At 55.9% G+C, this 14,889-nt stretch carries 12 protein-coding genes; 7 read left to right on the top strand and 5 right to left on the bottom strand.

The features are described from left to right. The first annotated feature begins 43 nt into the window (after positions 1-43). Together PS2015_RS01580 and PS2015_RS01575 are read left to right on the top strand one after the other, a co-directional pair. Positions 44-2,578 (top strand): TonB-dependent receptor, encoded by a 2,535-nt coding sequence (locus tag PS2015_RS01580; RefSeq protein WP_058020521.1) that lies wholly within the window; start codon positions 44-46, stop codon positions 2,576-2,578. Between the two features lie 32 nt (positions 2,579-2,610). Continuing rightward, the gene (locus PS2015_RS01575; protein WP_082627894.1) at positions 2,611-3,522 is read left to right on the top strand and encodes a tyrosine-protein phosphatase; all 912 of its coding nucleotides are present in this window, start codon (positions 2,611-2,613) and stop codon (positions 3,520-3,522) included. 2 nt (positions 3,523-3,524) lie between these two features. Here PS2015_RS01575 and PS2015_RS01570 read toward each other — a convergent pair whose 3' ends face one another. Continuing rightward, positions 3,525-4,073, bottom strand: a complete 549-nt coding sequence (locus tag PS2015_RS01570) for a BPSL1445 family SYLF domain-containing lipoprotein (RefSeq protein ID WP_237113350.1) — start codon at positions 4,071-4,073, stop codon at positions 3,525-3,527. Between the two features lie 87 nt (positions 4,074-4,160). On the opposite strand from PS2015_RS01570, the gene PS2015_RS01565 reads away from it, so the two are divergent. After that, positions 4,161-5,411, top strand: coding sequence for an alpha/beta hydrolase family protein (locus PS2015_RS01565; protein WP_058020518.1), 1,251 nt, complete (start codon positions 4,161-4,163; stop codon positions 5,409-5,411). A gap of 61 nt (positions 5,412-5,472) precedes the next feature. Here the strand turns inward: PS2015_RS01565 and PS2015_RS01560 are convergent, their stop codons facing one another. Beyond that, complete coding sequence (locus PS2015_RS01560; protein ID WP_058020517.1) at positions 5,473-6,381, bottom strand: glycosyltransferase family A protein; 909 nt, start codon at positions 6,379-6,381, stop codon at positions 5,473-5,475. A 63-nt stretch (positions 6,382-6,444) separates the two neighbouring features. Between PS2015_RS01560 and PS2015_RS01555 the strand changes: the two genes are divergently transcribed. Next, positions 6,445-7,278, top strand: coding sequence for a 3-deoxy-D-manno-octulosonic acid kinase (locus PS2015_RS01555; RefSeq protein ID WP_169792256.1), 834 nt, complete (start codon positions 6,445-6,447; stop codon positions 7,276-7,278). Here the strand turns inward: PS2015_RS01555 and PS2015_RS01550 are convergent. After that, positions 7,212-8,678, bottom strand: a complete 1,467-nt coding sequence (locus PS2015_RS01550) for a flavin-containing monooxygenase (protein WP_058020515.1) — start codon at positions 8,676-8,678, stop codon at positions 7,212-7,214. The two genes, PS2015_RS01555 and PS2015_RS01550, sit on opposite strands and share 67 nt — an antisense overlap. A gap of 168 nt (positions 8,679-8,846) precedes the next feature. On the opposite strand from PS2015_RS01550, the gene PS2015_RS01545 reads away from it, so the two are divergent. After that, positions 8,847-10,871, top strand: coding sequence for an outer membrane protein assembly factor BamB family protein (locus PS2015_RS01545; RefSeq protein WP_058020514.1), 2,025 nt, complete (start codon positions 8,847-8,849; stop codon positions 10,869-10,871). Positions 10,872-10,935: 64 nt separating this feature from the next. After that, positions 10,936-11,790: a c-type cytochrome gene (locus PS2015_RS01540; RefSeq protein WP_058020513.1), complete on the top strand. Its 855-nt coding sequence runs from the start codon at positions 10,936-10,938 to the stop codon at positions 11,788-11,790. A gap of 26 nt (positions 11,791-11,816) precedes the next feature. Here PS2015_RS01540 and PS2015_RS01535 read toward each other — a convergent pair whose 3' ends face one another. Both PS2015_RS01535 and hldE read right to left on the bottom strand, forming a co-directional pair. Further along, complete coding sequence (locus tag PS2015_RS01535) at positions 11,817-12,296, bottom strand: c-type cytochrome (protein ID WP_058020512.1); 480 nt, start codon at positions 12,294-12,296, stop codon at positions 11,817-11,819. Between the two features lie 103 nt (positions 12,297-12,399). Next, on the bottom strand, positions 12,400-13,824 hold the full coding sequence (gene hldE / locus PS2015_RS01530; RefSeq protein ID WP_058020511.1) for a bifunctional D-glycero-beta-D-manno-heptose-7-phosphate kinase/D-glycero-beta-D-manno-heptose 1-phosphate adenylyltransferase HldE: 1,425 nt from the start codon (positions 13,822-13,824) through the stop codon (positions 12,400-12,402). A 117-nt stretch (positions 13,825-13,941) separates the two neighbouring features. Between hldE and lpxL the strand changes: the two genes are divergently transcribed. Then, entirely contained in the window at positions 13,942-14,889 is a 948-nt protein-coding gene (gene lpxL, locus PS2015_RS01525) for an LpxL/LpxP family Kdo(2)-lipid IV(A) lauroyl/palmitoleoyl acyltransferase (RefSeq protein ID WP_169792255.1), read from the top strand.

Genomic DNA, 14,889 nt, shown 5'->3' with positions numbered 1-14,889 from the left:
AACGCACCATAACCGCGTTCACAACCCGACGGAGTCTTTGCACATGTCTTTTTGTCTGAATAAAAAACAATGTTTACTCGCCACGGCTATTGCATCAGCACTTGCTCATTCTTTAATCTCTGTACCAGCGCTGGCTCAGGAAAACAGCGCACCTGAGGTGACCGAAGTAGTCACTTACGGCACCCCCATCCGCGACAGTCAACGTGCCGCGATAGAAGAAAAGCGTAACGCTGACAACTACCTGGATGTAGTCTCTGCTGACACCATCGGCCGGTTCCCCGACCAGAACCTGGCGGACTCTCTGGGCCGTATGCCCGGGCTGGCAATCGAACGCGACCAGGGCCAGGCGCGATATATCAATTTCCGTGGCGCCCCGTTCCGCTACACGCAACTGGCCATCGATGGCCTGAGCATTCCCGGTGCCGAGAACGGTCGTGTCCCGCGTTTTGACGCGTTCCCTTCTGTCATCACACGCCGTATCGAGGCCAACAAAGCAATCACGCCCGATATGCCCGGCGAGGCTGTGTCTGGCTACATCAACATAGATTCCTTTAACCCTTTCGAAGTGGACGGCTGGTCAGCAGCAACTGATTTCGGTATCGGTGAACAGCGTCTGGGCGGCGGCGATGTCAGCCGATACAGCGGCCGCCTGTCCTGGTCGGGTGAAACGCTGGGTTTTTCCCTGTTCGCCTCTGAGAATCTGCGCGAACAGATCACTGATAACCGCGAGTATGACCTGGAGTGGGACAACAACTCCAGGGAGCGGATACTGAACTCAATTGACTATCGCAGTTACTTTGTAGACCGCCGGGATTCAGCTTATGGTGGTCGTCTGGAGTACCGCCCCGCCGACACCATGAACCGGTTTTTCTTTTCAACCCTGTTCAGTGAGTTCGTCGATGATGAAGAGCGAAATCAATATGTGGTTGATTTCGAGACTGGCGCCAACGCGATTCGTCAGCCGCAGGCAACAGGAGACAACGGCTATCAGCCCTTGGTTCTGACACAGCGCCTGCTGCAACTTGGAGAATACGAAAACTCAGTGCTTACCAACACCCTGGGCGCTGATGTCAGCGCAGGTGGCTGGTTTATCGAAGCCAGAATCAACCTGACCAACACAGAGAGCAGCTTGTTCCTGCCTATCCCCTTGAGCGCGGGCGGTCAGGCGGCTGCCGAGTTTGACATCAGCAATCTGGAAGACCCACGGGTCACCCTGATGGCGCCCTTTACACGCACGCCGATCACCGCCGCCAACATCAGTTTCCCGGTCAACCTGGGAATAATCGTCGATTCTGGCTTGGACATTGATGCCAGCAAGTTAAAACTGGACGCCGAGCGCAACATGGAGCTGTTCGGTCGCGATGCAACCGTCAAGCTGGGCCTGGAACACGATCAACGCGAAGGCCGCGGAGCCGGTTTCGCTATTGCCCAAACTGCCTTTCCACAAACCCTGAACATAAACGACTTTGACACCGGTGCTCGCTGGGAAAGCGACATGAACAACACGGTGGGCGGCACTGTCTATGACAATCAGGGACTGTTCAGAGCCTGGGAGCAGGCCGTTGGCGGCATCAGCGTGCCCGTACCGGCGGATCAGCGGGTAGCCATCGATGAGGACATCACAGCCATTTATGCGATGGCCAAGAGCGAGTTCGACTGGGGCAACATCGTGGCAGGCATGCGTGTCGAACGCACTGACTACAGCAGTGAAGGCCCCATTGCCAACTACGCTGACACACTGACGCACGCCCTGCCCAGTGCTCACATCAACATCGACCTGCGTGAAGATCTGAAGCTGCGACTGGCAGCAACCACCTCTATCAGTCGCCCGACATACAATGAGTGGCGTGCCGCCGCCTCAGTCAATCTGGTAGATCGCATTGTCACCGGCGGTAACCCATCACTTGAACCAGAGGAAGCTGCCGGCCTGGATGTATCACTGGAATGGTACGCAGGTGATGCAAGCCTGGTCAGTCTGGGCGCCTTCCACCGCAATATTGAGAATGTTATTTACGCCGACAGTGCGACGATCGATGGCGGCGTCTATGTGCCCTCAGCCGCTGGTGAAAACTGGAGTTACACCGGTTTTATCAATGGTCGCGACGGCAAACTGAGTGGTGTGGAATTCAATCTGATTGCACAGTTGGCCGATTTCATGCCGAGCGCGCTTGATGGTCTGGGATTTAACGCCAATATCACACTGCTTGACAGCAAATTCAAAACCCGGGGTAACAATTCCTTCAGCCTGCCCGGCACATCGGATGTCATCTACAACACATCGGTGTACTACGAAACTGAAAGGCTTTCACTTCGCATCAATTACCAATACCGCGATGACTGGCTGTCCACCACCGAAAACGATGCCTTTGCTGAGTACTGGGCAGCGCAGAAGCGTCTGGACCTGAATGTGAAATACGACCTGCCCTGGCAAGTCATGGGCGCTGATCTGTCGGTGTACTTCAATGCCAACAATCTCAATGATGCCGTCGATGTCCGCTATGTTGAAAACGCGCGCACGCCTAATCAGGTTGAACGCTATGGCCGTCATTACATGACCGGTATCCGGGCCAATTTCTGAACATCTGACAATACACGAAAAGGGTAATAGCCATGATGAGAAAACTCTACAATCGGTTACCACCGCGCCTGATGGCAGTATGGGGGGGCTGTCTTCTGTCAGCACTACTGGGACTTTCGGCCATGGCAGCAACGCCAGCCGAACGCGCTCTGATAGAAAGGCACCTGATTCTACTGGAAGGCGGACGTAACTTCAGGGATCTCGGCGGATTTCAGACTCAGGACGGCAAAACCGTAAAATCCGGCATGCTGTTCCGCTCCGGGGTACTGCACCACCTGACCGACGATGATTACCGTGCTCTGGAATCACTGGGCATTGCAACCGTCGTAGATCTGCGCTCCACAGAGGAGCGCAGCAGTGAACCCACCCACTGGCAGGCCAGCCCGGTCAAAATGATGACATGGGACTACGATATGGGACTGGGGGATGACGGCGAGCTGCTGGCCGACTTCATGAAACCGGACCTTGACGCCGCTGAAGCCGAGAGGCTGATGGGTGACATGTACCGTAACATGGTGACCGAGCAGCGACCGCACTATGCGGACATGTTTGCCGAACTGGCAAGCCGTGATGAACCACTGCTGTTCCACTGTTCAGCAGGCAAGGATCGCACAGGAATCGCGGCCGCCCTGCTGCTCATCGCACTGGGAGTCGACAGGGAGACAGCCATCCTGGATTACACTCTATCCGAGGTTATCGCCTCCCTGCCAGAATATCAGGGCTCGGCTCCAGCACTGAACGAGCCAGCCGACAACAATTATGAATTTTTGTCGCGCATGCCCGAAGCTGCACTCTCGGCCTTAATGGGTACGCGGCGCTCCTACATCGAAACCGCTTTTGATGAAATGTCCAGGCAGTACGGCTCAGTTGATAACTACATCAGCCAGGCGTTACAGTTGAGCGCGCAGGACTTGGCAACATTGCGCGCCAATTTCCTGGAATAGTATCACTTCTCCAGCCGCGTGAACTTTGAGCCCTCCAACGTCAGGTTGTACATCAGCCCGGCGTTGGTGAGCACAAAACCCACCACCGGATCCTGCAGATTGTTGGTATCCACCGAGGCGCCTGCGCCAATTCTGATCAGGTTGATCGAACCATCCACACCGGCACGCCAGCCGGCCGTATTTCTGAACGACTGCAGCGCCTGCTCATCCATAAACAACACAAACACAGCTTTAGATTGCGCCCCAAACTGAAACCCGATAGAAGCCGCTGCCGTGCTGTAGTAGTCCACCGTCTGGCCACCAATACGCAACGCACCTTCACCGTACTCACCACCAATACCAAACCCGGCCTTGAGCACAGACGGAAAAACCATCACGCCTGCAGCGGCCTGCAAAAAGCGCTCACCACCCTGCACCTCCGCCCGGAAACGTTCCAGCGCTGCATCCACCTTGATGTCAATTTCCTGCGCCGAGTCTGCATGGGTCAGGGGTGCGGACATCAGCATGATGACAAAAGTACACAAAAGATATGTTATAAACCTGGATTGCACTGGTTTTACCTCCGGACGACCGTCACATTGATATAAGCAGTTTAACAGCTACACGCCTGAACACAGCCTGATTATTCTGGTATAAACATGAAAACACTTTACATTTTTCTGCTCATGACTCTGACCTCAAGCACATTAGCCCAGATCAACCGCATTGATATCATTCGCCCTGACGCACCGGAGCTGGCAGCTCATGGCGAGCACGATACAGGCGTGCGAACACTGCAAATCAGCCTGGCTGATCGCCCGGACATTCTGAATGCACGTCAGGGCGAGCCGACACCGCTGTACACGCGTGAGCTGACAATTGAAGTATGGTACCCGGCAGCATTGACGGCCGAACAAGTGCCAGGTACTGAGTATGCCACCATCACCCGTAACCCGCAGATTACTGCCACTCTGCATGGTCGCGCAGTCAGGGATGCCGAACCTGCCCGGGAAACATCATTCCCGCTGGTCATCATTTCCCATGGCCATCCCGGTAATCGATATCTGCTCAGCCATCTGGGTGAAAACCTGGCCAGCAAGGGCTATGTGGTTGTCTCCATAGACCACAAAGACAGCACCTATGATGATCAGCAGAACTTTAACAGCACACTGTATAACCGCAGCTACGATCAGCGGCTGGTGCTGGACAGCATGGCGGCCTTCAGCGCCGATGCCACACACTTTCTGCATGGCGTGGTCGATGCTGATAACACCGCCATCGTCGGTTATTCCATGGGTGGTTTTGGTGCCGTCAACAACATGGGGGCAGGTTACAGCGATGCGGGCGTGGGTTTCATCGGTGCACCGCCGAATCGGCAGTTGCATGAACTGGCCGCCAGTAATCCGCAGTTCCGCAGCACACTGGACCCGCGCATCAAGGCCGGCATTCCGATCGCGCCCTGGGGCATGCAGATGGGCTTCTGGGATGCTGAGGGCCTGACCGGTCTGACAGTTCCAGCGCTGTTTGTGGCAGGCGATGCTGATGCGACATCGGGCTACGATAATGGCGTGAAAGCGCTGTACGACGGAGCGGTGAACAGCGATCGCTACCTGCTGGTGTTCAAGAATGCCGGGCACAGCGTGGCAGCGCCCATTCCGCTGCCGGTGGAATTCTTGACCGCGGAGAACCCGCAAGGGGCGGCGCACTATACCGACCCGGTGTGGGACAACGTGCGCATGAACAATATCCTGCAGCACTTCGCCACTGCCTTTCTTGACCTGCACCTGAAGGGCGACACCGACAAGCGTCGTTATCTGGAGCTACCGGAAGATGGTGCCGAAGCTGGCCCGGATGGCTGGACCGGCTTCAGCGGTCTGGATGCCGTTGGGCTGAAGTTGTATCACAACTGACTGATCTACAAATACGCCCGCGCGGTTGTCTACCCGACCCGATAAAACCGGCGCGGGCTGCTCAACCCTTCAACCGGGCCACAGCCCGCCGCAACGCACTGCGCACCCCGGTATTTAAGGCACTGCCAGTGTAGCGCCCTTTCGCCACGTGCCGAATACGGTACACACCGGGCACCTGTATGGCAGTGCCCTGTGTCCTCAACAACCAACGAAACGCTCTGTCCTCATAGGCCTTACACCAGGTCGCCGACGGGCGCTGGTAATACGGCAGGCTCTCGCAATAACCTACCGCTCTGGCAATATCGCCATGCGTAATCTGCAAGGGTCCGGTGGCTCTATCCTTGTCAAAGCGGCTGAACAGGGCCGGGTCAGCATCCACAAGCTGAGGTGGTGACATGGGCGGTGACAGCAGCGGCTCATCCGGTGTCAGCAAGCCAGTGCAGTATTCCGATGCCGGGAACACCAGACTGTCCTGTCGCCCCTGCAGCGCAGCGCCCAGCGCATCCAGGCAGTTATCGCGAAACAACAGATCACAGTCAGTAAACCAGACCCAGTCCGCCTTCGACTGTTTGGCCGCCAGATTGCGCCCAATCGCCCGGCGGAACAGCGCCTGTTTGGGCAGTTTCTGCCAGTTCCAGGTGACGCCAGGCACTGCCTGCTGCGCAAAAAAGTCCAGCAGCTCAACCGTCTCTTTATCTTCCTCGCCGTAAAACACCGTCATGGTGACGTCGACATCTTTGGGCGGAAACAGCACCAACGAGCTGAGTTGATACACCTGCATATGCGCGTAATTCCAGCAATGGCTGACAATTTCAATGTGCAGCCGCCCCGTTCTGGCCGCCAGCGATTGTTGATCCGGCAGATTCGGCAAGAACCAGCGTGCAGACACCAGACCACTGGCGGCCAGGCGCAAAAAGCGCCCCTGCAGGCCATCCGACCAACGGGGTTCGGGGATGGGATACTCACTCATACGAGGCTACTTTTTCGAAAAAACACTATGTTAGCGGAAAAATGCGCGGTAATCTTCCGGCGTGTGACTGCAAAACAGGTGAATGTCATCGCCCTGACACCGGCGATCGGCAAGAATAAACACATGCACTATAAGCAATACAAACAAGGGAGTGCCGTCATCCTGGTCAATCAGGATGTGCTGAGCGAACCCCGGAGCGCACTGTTTGATGTTGAGCAGGGGAGAAGTGTCGCCGCTGATAATACGGAAGGCCGGGGGACAGTGATATTTTTTGAGCACCAGGGCCTGACGCTGGTACTCAAGAAATATCACCGAGGCGGGCTGTTTGGACGTCTGGTGCGGGACTCTTACCTGTACACAGGCATGGAGCACAGCCGCATGTGGCGGGAATTCCTGTTACTGGGACAAATGCGCGACCTGGGTCTGCCCGTGCCGCGACCCATCGCGACCCGCTGTACACGAACCGGACTGTTTACCTATCAGGGCGAGATGATCACCGAGTGCATACACGAGGCCATCACACTGGCCGAACTGCTATGCCAGGAAGCCCTGCCGGAAGCCACCTGGGAAGCCATCGGCCGGATGATTCAGCGCTTTCACCAGCATCATATTGATCACACCGACCTGAATGCCAGCAATATACTGCTCACCAGAACCGATCAGATTTATCTGATCGATTTCGACAAGTGCGCCATTCGCCCGTCGGGCCGCAGCACCTGGCAACGTGGCAACCTGAGCCGTCTGCATCGCTCGTTAAACAAATGGCTGCGGCGCCAGGCCGAATTCAACTTTGAGCCACGCCACTGGCAGGCGCTGGAGCGTGGCTACCATCATCCAAATACCAAAACACCGTCATCCAGCGGCGCCCGACTCAACAGTTTACGATCCTTGCCGTAATCCTGCGGATTGAGCCAGGGCTCACGATCACCCTGTCTGGGAAAACGATGCATCATACGCTGCATGTAACCGGCCGAAAAATCGTCGATGAATGGCCTGGGCTGCATGGCCTTATCCTGTTCACGCAGCATGGGTCGACAGCTTTTGACCTTCAGTGCATCCATGTGATTGATCAGGCGACAAAAGAATTCAGCCGTCAGATCGGCACGCAGGGTCCATGAGGCATTTATGTAACCAAAGGTCATCACCAGATTGGGAACACCGGAGTACATCAAGCCCTTATAAGCCCAGGTATCAGCGAAATCGATCGGCTGACCATTCAGGCTGAAGCCCGCACCGCCCAGCACCTGCATTTGCAAGCCCGTGGCTGAGATAATAATGTCGGCCTGAAGCGTGCGTCCGCTTTTCAGCAATATGCCATCTTCCGTAAAACGTTCGATATGATCGGTGACCATTTCAGTTTTTCCGGCTTTGATCGACTTGAACAGATCTGCATTCGGCACAAGGCACAGTCGCTGATCCCAGGGGTTGTAGGTTGGCGTGAAATGCTTCTCTACATCATAATCCGGGCCCAGTTCTTTGCGCACCATTTCCAGAATTTTTGCCTTCAGCTTTTCTGGCTGAGTGCGCGAGCGCCGGTAAATCCACTGGCTGAGCAAAACATTTTTCCAGCGGGTGATGCCGTAGGCCCAAGACTCCGGCAGCACCTTGCGCAAAGTGTTTGCTATCACATCCTTATCCGGACGGGACACCACGTATGTCGGTGAGCGCTGCAACATAGTCACATGTGCGGCCTTGTCAGCCATGGACGGCGCCAGCGTCATCGCCGTGGCACCGGAACCGATGATCAGTACCCGCTTGCCTTGATAATCCAGATCCTCTGGCCAGTGCTGGGGATGAACAATCGGGCCCTTAAATGCCGCCTGATCGGGAAATGTCGGCGCATGCCCGTGTTCGTAGCTGTAATAACCCGCACACATCAGCAGCATTCGACAGCGCCATGTCTGCTGCGTTTCGCCGCTGGCCGACTGTGTGGCAAGCGTCCAGCAGGCCTGCTCATCAGACCAGTCTGCTGACATCAGTCGCTGATCATATCGAATGCTGTCTTTGATCTGATACTCGTCAGCGGTTTCCTTTATGTAATCCAGAATCGCCGGACCATCTGCAATCGCCTTGGCAGCCTTCCAGGGTTTGAAGCGATAGCCCAGAGTATGCATATCGCTGTCAGAACGGATACCCGGATATCGGAACAGATCCCAGGTCCCGCCCATGGACTGACGGGCCTCCAGTATCCGGAAGGTTTTGCCGGTACACTGCTGTTTCAGGTGCACAGCCGCGCCTATGCCGGACAGACCGGCACCGACAATTACCACATCAAGAATTTCGTTATCTGCAGACATCCCTTGTTCCTTTTTTCTGGTATTAACAGCCGGAGTATATAGGCGGATCTGCGTACTGTAAAAATTGCCACTTGCGAAGAGGGGATCAGAGGCATAATCTGATGCACGGAGCTGGTGCTCCCGATCGGGCTGTTTGCCCCCGAATAATAAAAACCAGGAGTCACAACAATGAAAATAAAACTTCCAGCCGCAGCAGGGCTGGCTGCCGGGTCGCTACGCCTGGCTGGCGCACTTGCGCTGAGCATGGGTCTATACTCACATGCCGGTGCACAGCAGGAAACTGTAGAATGGGTTACGCTGGGTTCAGACCACGCCCACACCCGCTATACAACGTCATCACAAATCAACGCCAATAATTTCACACAGCTGCAGACCGCCTGGATATGGGATGGTGCCAGCTTTAATGCTTCCAGTGGCCGGTCCACGCCCAGCTACGTGGATGGCAAGTTGTTTACGGTTGCCGGCGACCGGCGCCATGTTATTGCTATCGACCCGGAAACCGGTGAGACAATCTGGTCTTACCGCGAACCGCATACATTCCGCCACGAATACTCCATGCGCAAGGATTACGGCAAGGGTGTGGCTTATGGCGAGGTGGATGGCAAAGGCGTCATCTACATCATCAGCCCGGCCTTTTTCCTGACAGCGCTTGACGCCGAAACCGGTGCCCCTCTGGAGGGCTTTGGCGGACCTGTCGGTCTGGAAGGTTTCCCGGAAACCGGCGTTGTCGACATGCAGCGCACTATTGCTGAATACATGGGTTACGATTTCGACCCCTACTACGGTATTCCGCTGGAAGAAGGTTATATCACGGCTTCCTCGCCGCCCATTGTGGTCAACAATACCGTTGTGGTCGGTAACTCGGCTGAACAGGGATACAACCAGACCCGAATCGAAAACATCCCCGGTGACATCCTGGCGTTTGATACCAAAAGCGGCGACTTCAAATGGAAGTTCAATGTCATTCCCGAAGCCGGTGAATTTGGCATCGATACCTGGGAAGGCATCCCCAACCCGCGCGACCTGACCGGGGAAGTCTCTCCCTGGGCGCCGCTGTCTGCCGATGTTGAGGCTGGAATTGTTTACGCCGTAACCAACCCGCCCACTATCGACTATTATGGCGGCCATGCGCCGGGTGACAATCTGTTTGGCACCAGCATTATCGCCATGGATGCAGAAACCGGCGAGCGCGTCTGGCACTTCCAGTTTGTGCACCACGATGTCTGGAACTATGACACGCCCACAGCGCCCGTGCTGATGGATGTCAACATCAATGGCCGCACAGTGCCCGCGATTGCGCAGGCCACCAAGCAGGCTTTTGTGTATGCCTTCAACCGTCTGACCGGTGAGCCGCTGTGGCCCATTGAAGAGCGACCCGTCCCGCAATCAAGAATTCCGGGCGAGCAGCTTTCTCCGACGCAGCCATTCCCGACCAAGCCGGCACCTTTCGACATGCAGGGCCTGACTCACGACAACCTGATCGACTTTACGCCTGAGCTGCGCCAGCAGGCGATAGAGGCGATTGCCAACTACGAGATCGGACCTCTGTTCAACCCGCCGCTGCACAGCAACAACGACCTGGGTAAGGTCGCAGCGCTGTGGTGTCCGGGTGATGGTGGCGGTGCCAATATTCCCGGCCCGGCGGTGGCAGATCCGGTCAATGGCATCCTGTATGTCACATCCCGTTCGGCCTGTTCTTCCCGGGTTGTTGCACCGGCTCAGGAACGCGACGCCATGCTGGAATTGCCTACCGGCACCACCTTTTCTCGCTTCGCCTCGTTGCGGGCATTGCCAGTACGCGGACCACAGGGCCTGCCTCTGTACAAGCCACCATACAGCCGCATCACAGCGATCGACATGAACACGGGCGAGCATCTTTGGATGATCCCGGTCGGCGACACGCCCGATCGTATCCGCAATCATCCTGCACTGGCGGGTGTCGATATCGGCCATACCGGCACAGGCGCTCTGGCGCCCATGACGGTCACACCCAACATGTTGTTCTACGCATCTGAAGGCAGTGATGGTACTCCATACCTGTTCGCCGTCAACAAAATGACCGGTGAAGAAATTGGTCGTGTACAAGTGCCGGACAGCAGTAATTTCGGTATGATGAGTTACACGCACAAGGGCAAGCAGTATGTGATGTTGCAAACCGGCAGCAAACTGACTGCGGTAGCACTACCGGACTGATAGTCTTCGATCGGCGGGGTGCTGCTGACAATTTCGAACAGCGCATTGTGAGGAGCACGCCGCCATGAAAGGCAAGATTGTCTGGGCACTAGCGATCGTTGGCATCGCTCTGGGGGTCTGGTTATTTTCATCGCCGGATATCACTGACTACTCAATCAGCGACGACCCCGAAGCAGTCGAAAGGGGTCGTTACCTGGTTCATGCAGCCGGGTGTATCAGTTGCCACATTAATGACGATGGCAGCCTGAGTGGTGGCATGGCCATCGAGTCCCCCTTCGGTACTTTCTACGCTTCCAATATCACCCCTGATCCGGAATCCGGTATCGGAAACTGGACCGGCACCGACGTTGTCCGGGCTCTGAAGCACGGGCGTTCACCGACTGGTGACTTTTATTTCCCGGCATTCCCTTACCGCTCTTACGCAGCCATGTCTGATGCCGAAGCACTGGATATAGCGGCCTGGTTGATGGCTCAGGATCCTGTTGCCAATACAATACCCGGGCATGACTTGCCCGGTTGGGTTATGCGCTGGCAAATGGCTGGCTGGAATAAACTGGTCGATTTCGCCGAACCTGAAATGCCCATCTATGACGACGAGCAGATTACACGTGGCGCTTACCTGACCCGATACCTGGGACATTGCGGAGAATGTCACTCTCCTCGCAACAGCCTGGGCATCATAAAGTACGACCAGGAATTTGCCGGCGGTGACATGCCCGACGGGCATGTTGCCGCGATAAATGCCAGCGCCATGGAGAAATGGTCTGAAGATGACCTGGCCCTGTTTCTGTTTATCGGCATGAAGCCGGACGGGGAGTTTGTCGGCGGTAAAATGGAGCCGGTAATCGAACACAATACCGGCCAGCTAACCGACGAAGACAGACAGGCAATGGCCGCGTTTTTAAAGCGCGGCCAGTAAGCGTCTGTCAGGCACTGCGACCAGGATCAGTCTACCCGGTATTCGCGATGGCAGTTGCCGCAAGTGGCACCAAACGCACGGATGGCACCAATGGTCTGATTGCGATCGCCACCTGAGGCGACCTCAGCAAAAGTATTTGCCGCCGCTTCCAGATCCATGGCCTTCTGCTGGAAATCCGTGATGTTGTCCCAGATGACTGGCAGCGCTTCCGTCTCAACCGAGAATTGGCGCGTATCATTCGCCGCAAACAGTTCAGGGATCATGGGTGCCAGCGCCGCGATGCGGCGGGCGTTACGCTCAGCCAGCTCTGCGTTAAATTCGGCGCCACGCGCCATACCACCGATCGGCCCCATATTAAAAGCCAGTAATTTAAAAACGGCCTGACGGGTTTCGGTGGCCGCTGCAGCCAGTTCCTGCGGTGTCGGTTCATCCTGCTGGGCGCTGGCTGTCATAATGACAACAGAAGCCAGGGCAATCAAAGCGGTTCCTGATACTTTCTTCAGCATACGGCTACTCCATCTGATTTTTGTTTATTGAAATAAATGTCTGGTCAGCCTTCCAACCTTCAGGCATGAGTATACAGTAAACATTGCAACTGTCTTGCACTACTCAGGACTGACGGACTTTTTCCACGATCGCCGAGGTAGAGCAGTTGTCCAGGAAAGCCAGGACCCTGACCTCACCGCCATAGTCTGCGACAAACTGACCTCCCACCACCTGGTCCGGGCGGTAATCCCCACCTTTAACCAGCACATCCGGACGCAAGGCCTCCAGCAAGGCCTCGGGGGTATCATCATCAAAGCTGACAACCCAATCCACGGCTTCCAGACCGGCAAGCACTGCCATGCGTCGCTCGACTGGATTGATCGGCCGACTGGCACCCTTAAGGCGGCGTACTGACTCATCACCATTCACGGCTACAATCAATCGGTCACCCAATGATTTCGCTTCAGCAAGATAGCCCACATGACCGGCATGAATAATATCAAAGCAACCATTGGTAAATACTACGCGCTCTCCCTGCTCGCGGGCGTCAGCCACTGACATCAGTAACTGCTCAGCACTCATTACTCCACGGCCACTGCCCTGCATCTGCTGCAGTGCCCGGCGCAGTTCCGGGCCGCTAATTGCAGCGGTCCCCAACCTGGCAACCGCCAGCCCGGCAGCCAGATTGGCCAGCACAACCGCCTGCTCCATAGATTGCCCGGCTGCCAGAGATGCCGCCAATACAGCCACAACAGTATCTCCGGCACCAGTCACATCGTAGACTTCTCGAGCCTGTGCTGGCAGATGCAACGCCGGGCGGGATCCCTGCAGCAATGTCATACCTTTTTCACCACGGGTGATCAGCAGCGCACTGAGCTGCAGGCGCTCACGCCACTGTTGCCCCTTACGGATCAGCTCCTCTTCATCACTGCACACGCCAGCCACGGCCTCAAACTCCGCCAGATTAGGAGTTAACACTGTGGCGCCGGCATATTTACTGAAATCGCTGCCCTTGGGATCTACCACAACCGGGATCTGCGAATCGTGCGCGGCCCGAATGAGCGACTGCGTGTCAGCCAGGGTACCCTTGCCATAATCCGACAGCACCAGGGCACCATTATCAGACACACTTTTCAGTGCCTGCTGCTGCAGCAGAGTGATGTCATCCGCGTCGAAGTCATCTTCAAAATCGATGCGAATCAGTTGCTGTTGCTGACTGATGATACGCAATTTGGTAATCGTGGGAGCATTCTCAGACTGCACCATTCGGCAAAGCACTCCGGCCGCCTCCAGTTTGCCCGTCAGCTCTATGCCTGCCTCATCGCGTCCGGCGATACCCGCAATACTGGCCGCCGCCCCCAATACAGCTATGTTCAGCGCTACATTCGCAGCTCCGCCGGGTCGATCCTCGCTGCCAGCCACCTTAACAATGGGAACCGGCGCTTCTGGCGAAATACGGGCGGCGCTGCCACGCCAGTACCTGTCCAGCATGACATCACCAACCACCAGAACGCGGGCCTGCTGAAACGGCGGGAATTCGTTAAGCATAAGCTATTTCACAGATTAATTGACGAATACGCAGCATCATATCACAGCCGCTACAGCGACACGTTTGGCCACTCCTCTGCTACAATGCGGCAAGGTCAATGACAAGGAATCCGAGGCGTGAGCCACACTGACACAAAGCGCGATCCATCCCCAGGTGACTTTCTGGGGCCCAGATTCTGGCCGACCTGGCTCGGATATGGCTGTATCTGGCTCATTGCCCACCTTCCCTACCGACTGCAGGTATTTATTGGTCAGCAGCTGGGCATGCTTATGTATCACCTTGCCAAAAGTCGACGACGCGTATGCGAGCGCAATATCGAGCTGTGCTTTCCTGAATTGAGCAATGAAGAGCAACGCCGACTGGTGAAGGACACGTTTCGCTCCAACGGTATCGGCGTCATGGAAATTGGGCTGGCCTGGTGTCGCAAGCCCGAAGATTTCAGAAAAATGGTTAAGACCAGCGGACTGGAAAATCTGATCAAAGCTCATGAACAAGGCAAAGGAGTCCTGCTGGTCAGCGCTCATTTTTCAACACTGGAGTTTGCCGGCTGTCTCCTGTCTCTGATTCATCCCATCGATGTCACCTACCGCGCTCATAAGAACCCATTGTTCGATGCCTTGATGAAGCGGAACCGGCAACGACTATATGGAGACGTGATTGAGCGCAAGGAAGTACGGCGCGCGATGCGACGACTGCGTGAGGGGCATGTTCTCTGGTACGCCGCCGACCAGGACTATGGTCCGCGACACTCGATCTTCGTAGATTTTTTTGGCATACCGGCTGCCAGCATCACAGCAACCACCAAGTATGCCGGCTTTAACAACTCACCCGTGATTTTCCTTTCACACTACAGAAATCCGGATCTCAGCGGTTATCATTTTCACTTCAGTGAGCCACTGCGAGACTACCCCACCGGAGATGACCACACTGATGTCAAACGCATCAACACGCTGATCGAGGCGGCTATTCGCAAAGCACCGGAACAGTACATCTGGCTACACCGGCGATTCAAAACCAGGCCGCCGGGCAGCCCTGACCTATACAAGAGAAAGTCTGAGGACTGA

Origin of the sequence: Pseudohongiella spirulinae, assembly GCF_001444425.1 — a bacterium.
Taxonomy (GTDB): domain Bacteria; phylum Pseudomonadota; class Gammaproteobacteria; order Pseudomonadales; family Pseudohongiellaceae; genus Pseudohongiella; species Pseudohongiella spirulinae.
This window is presented reverse-complemented; position numbering and strand designations above follow the sequence as displayed.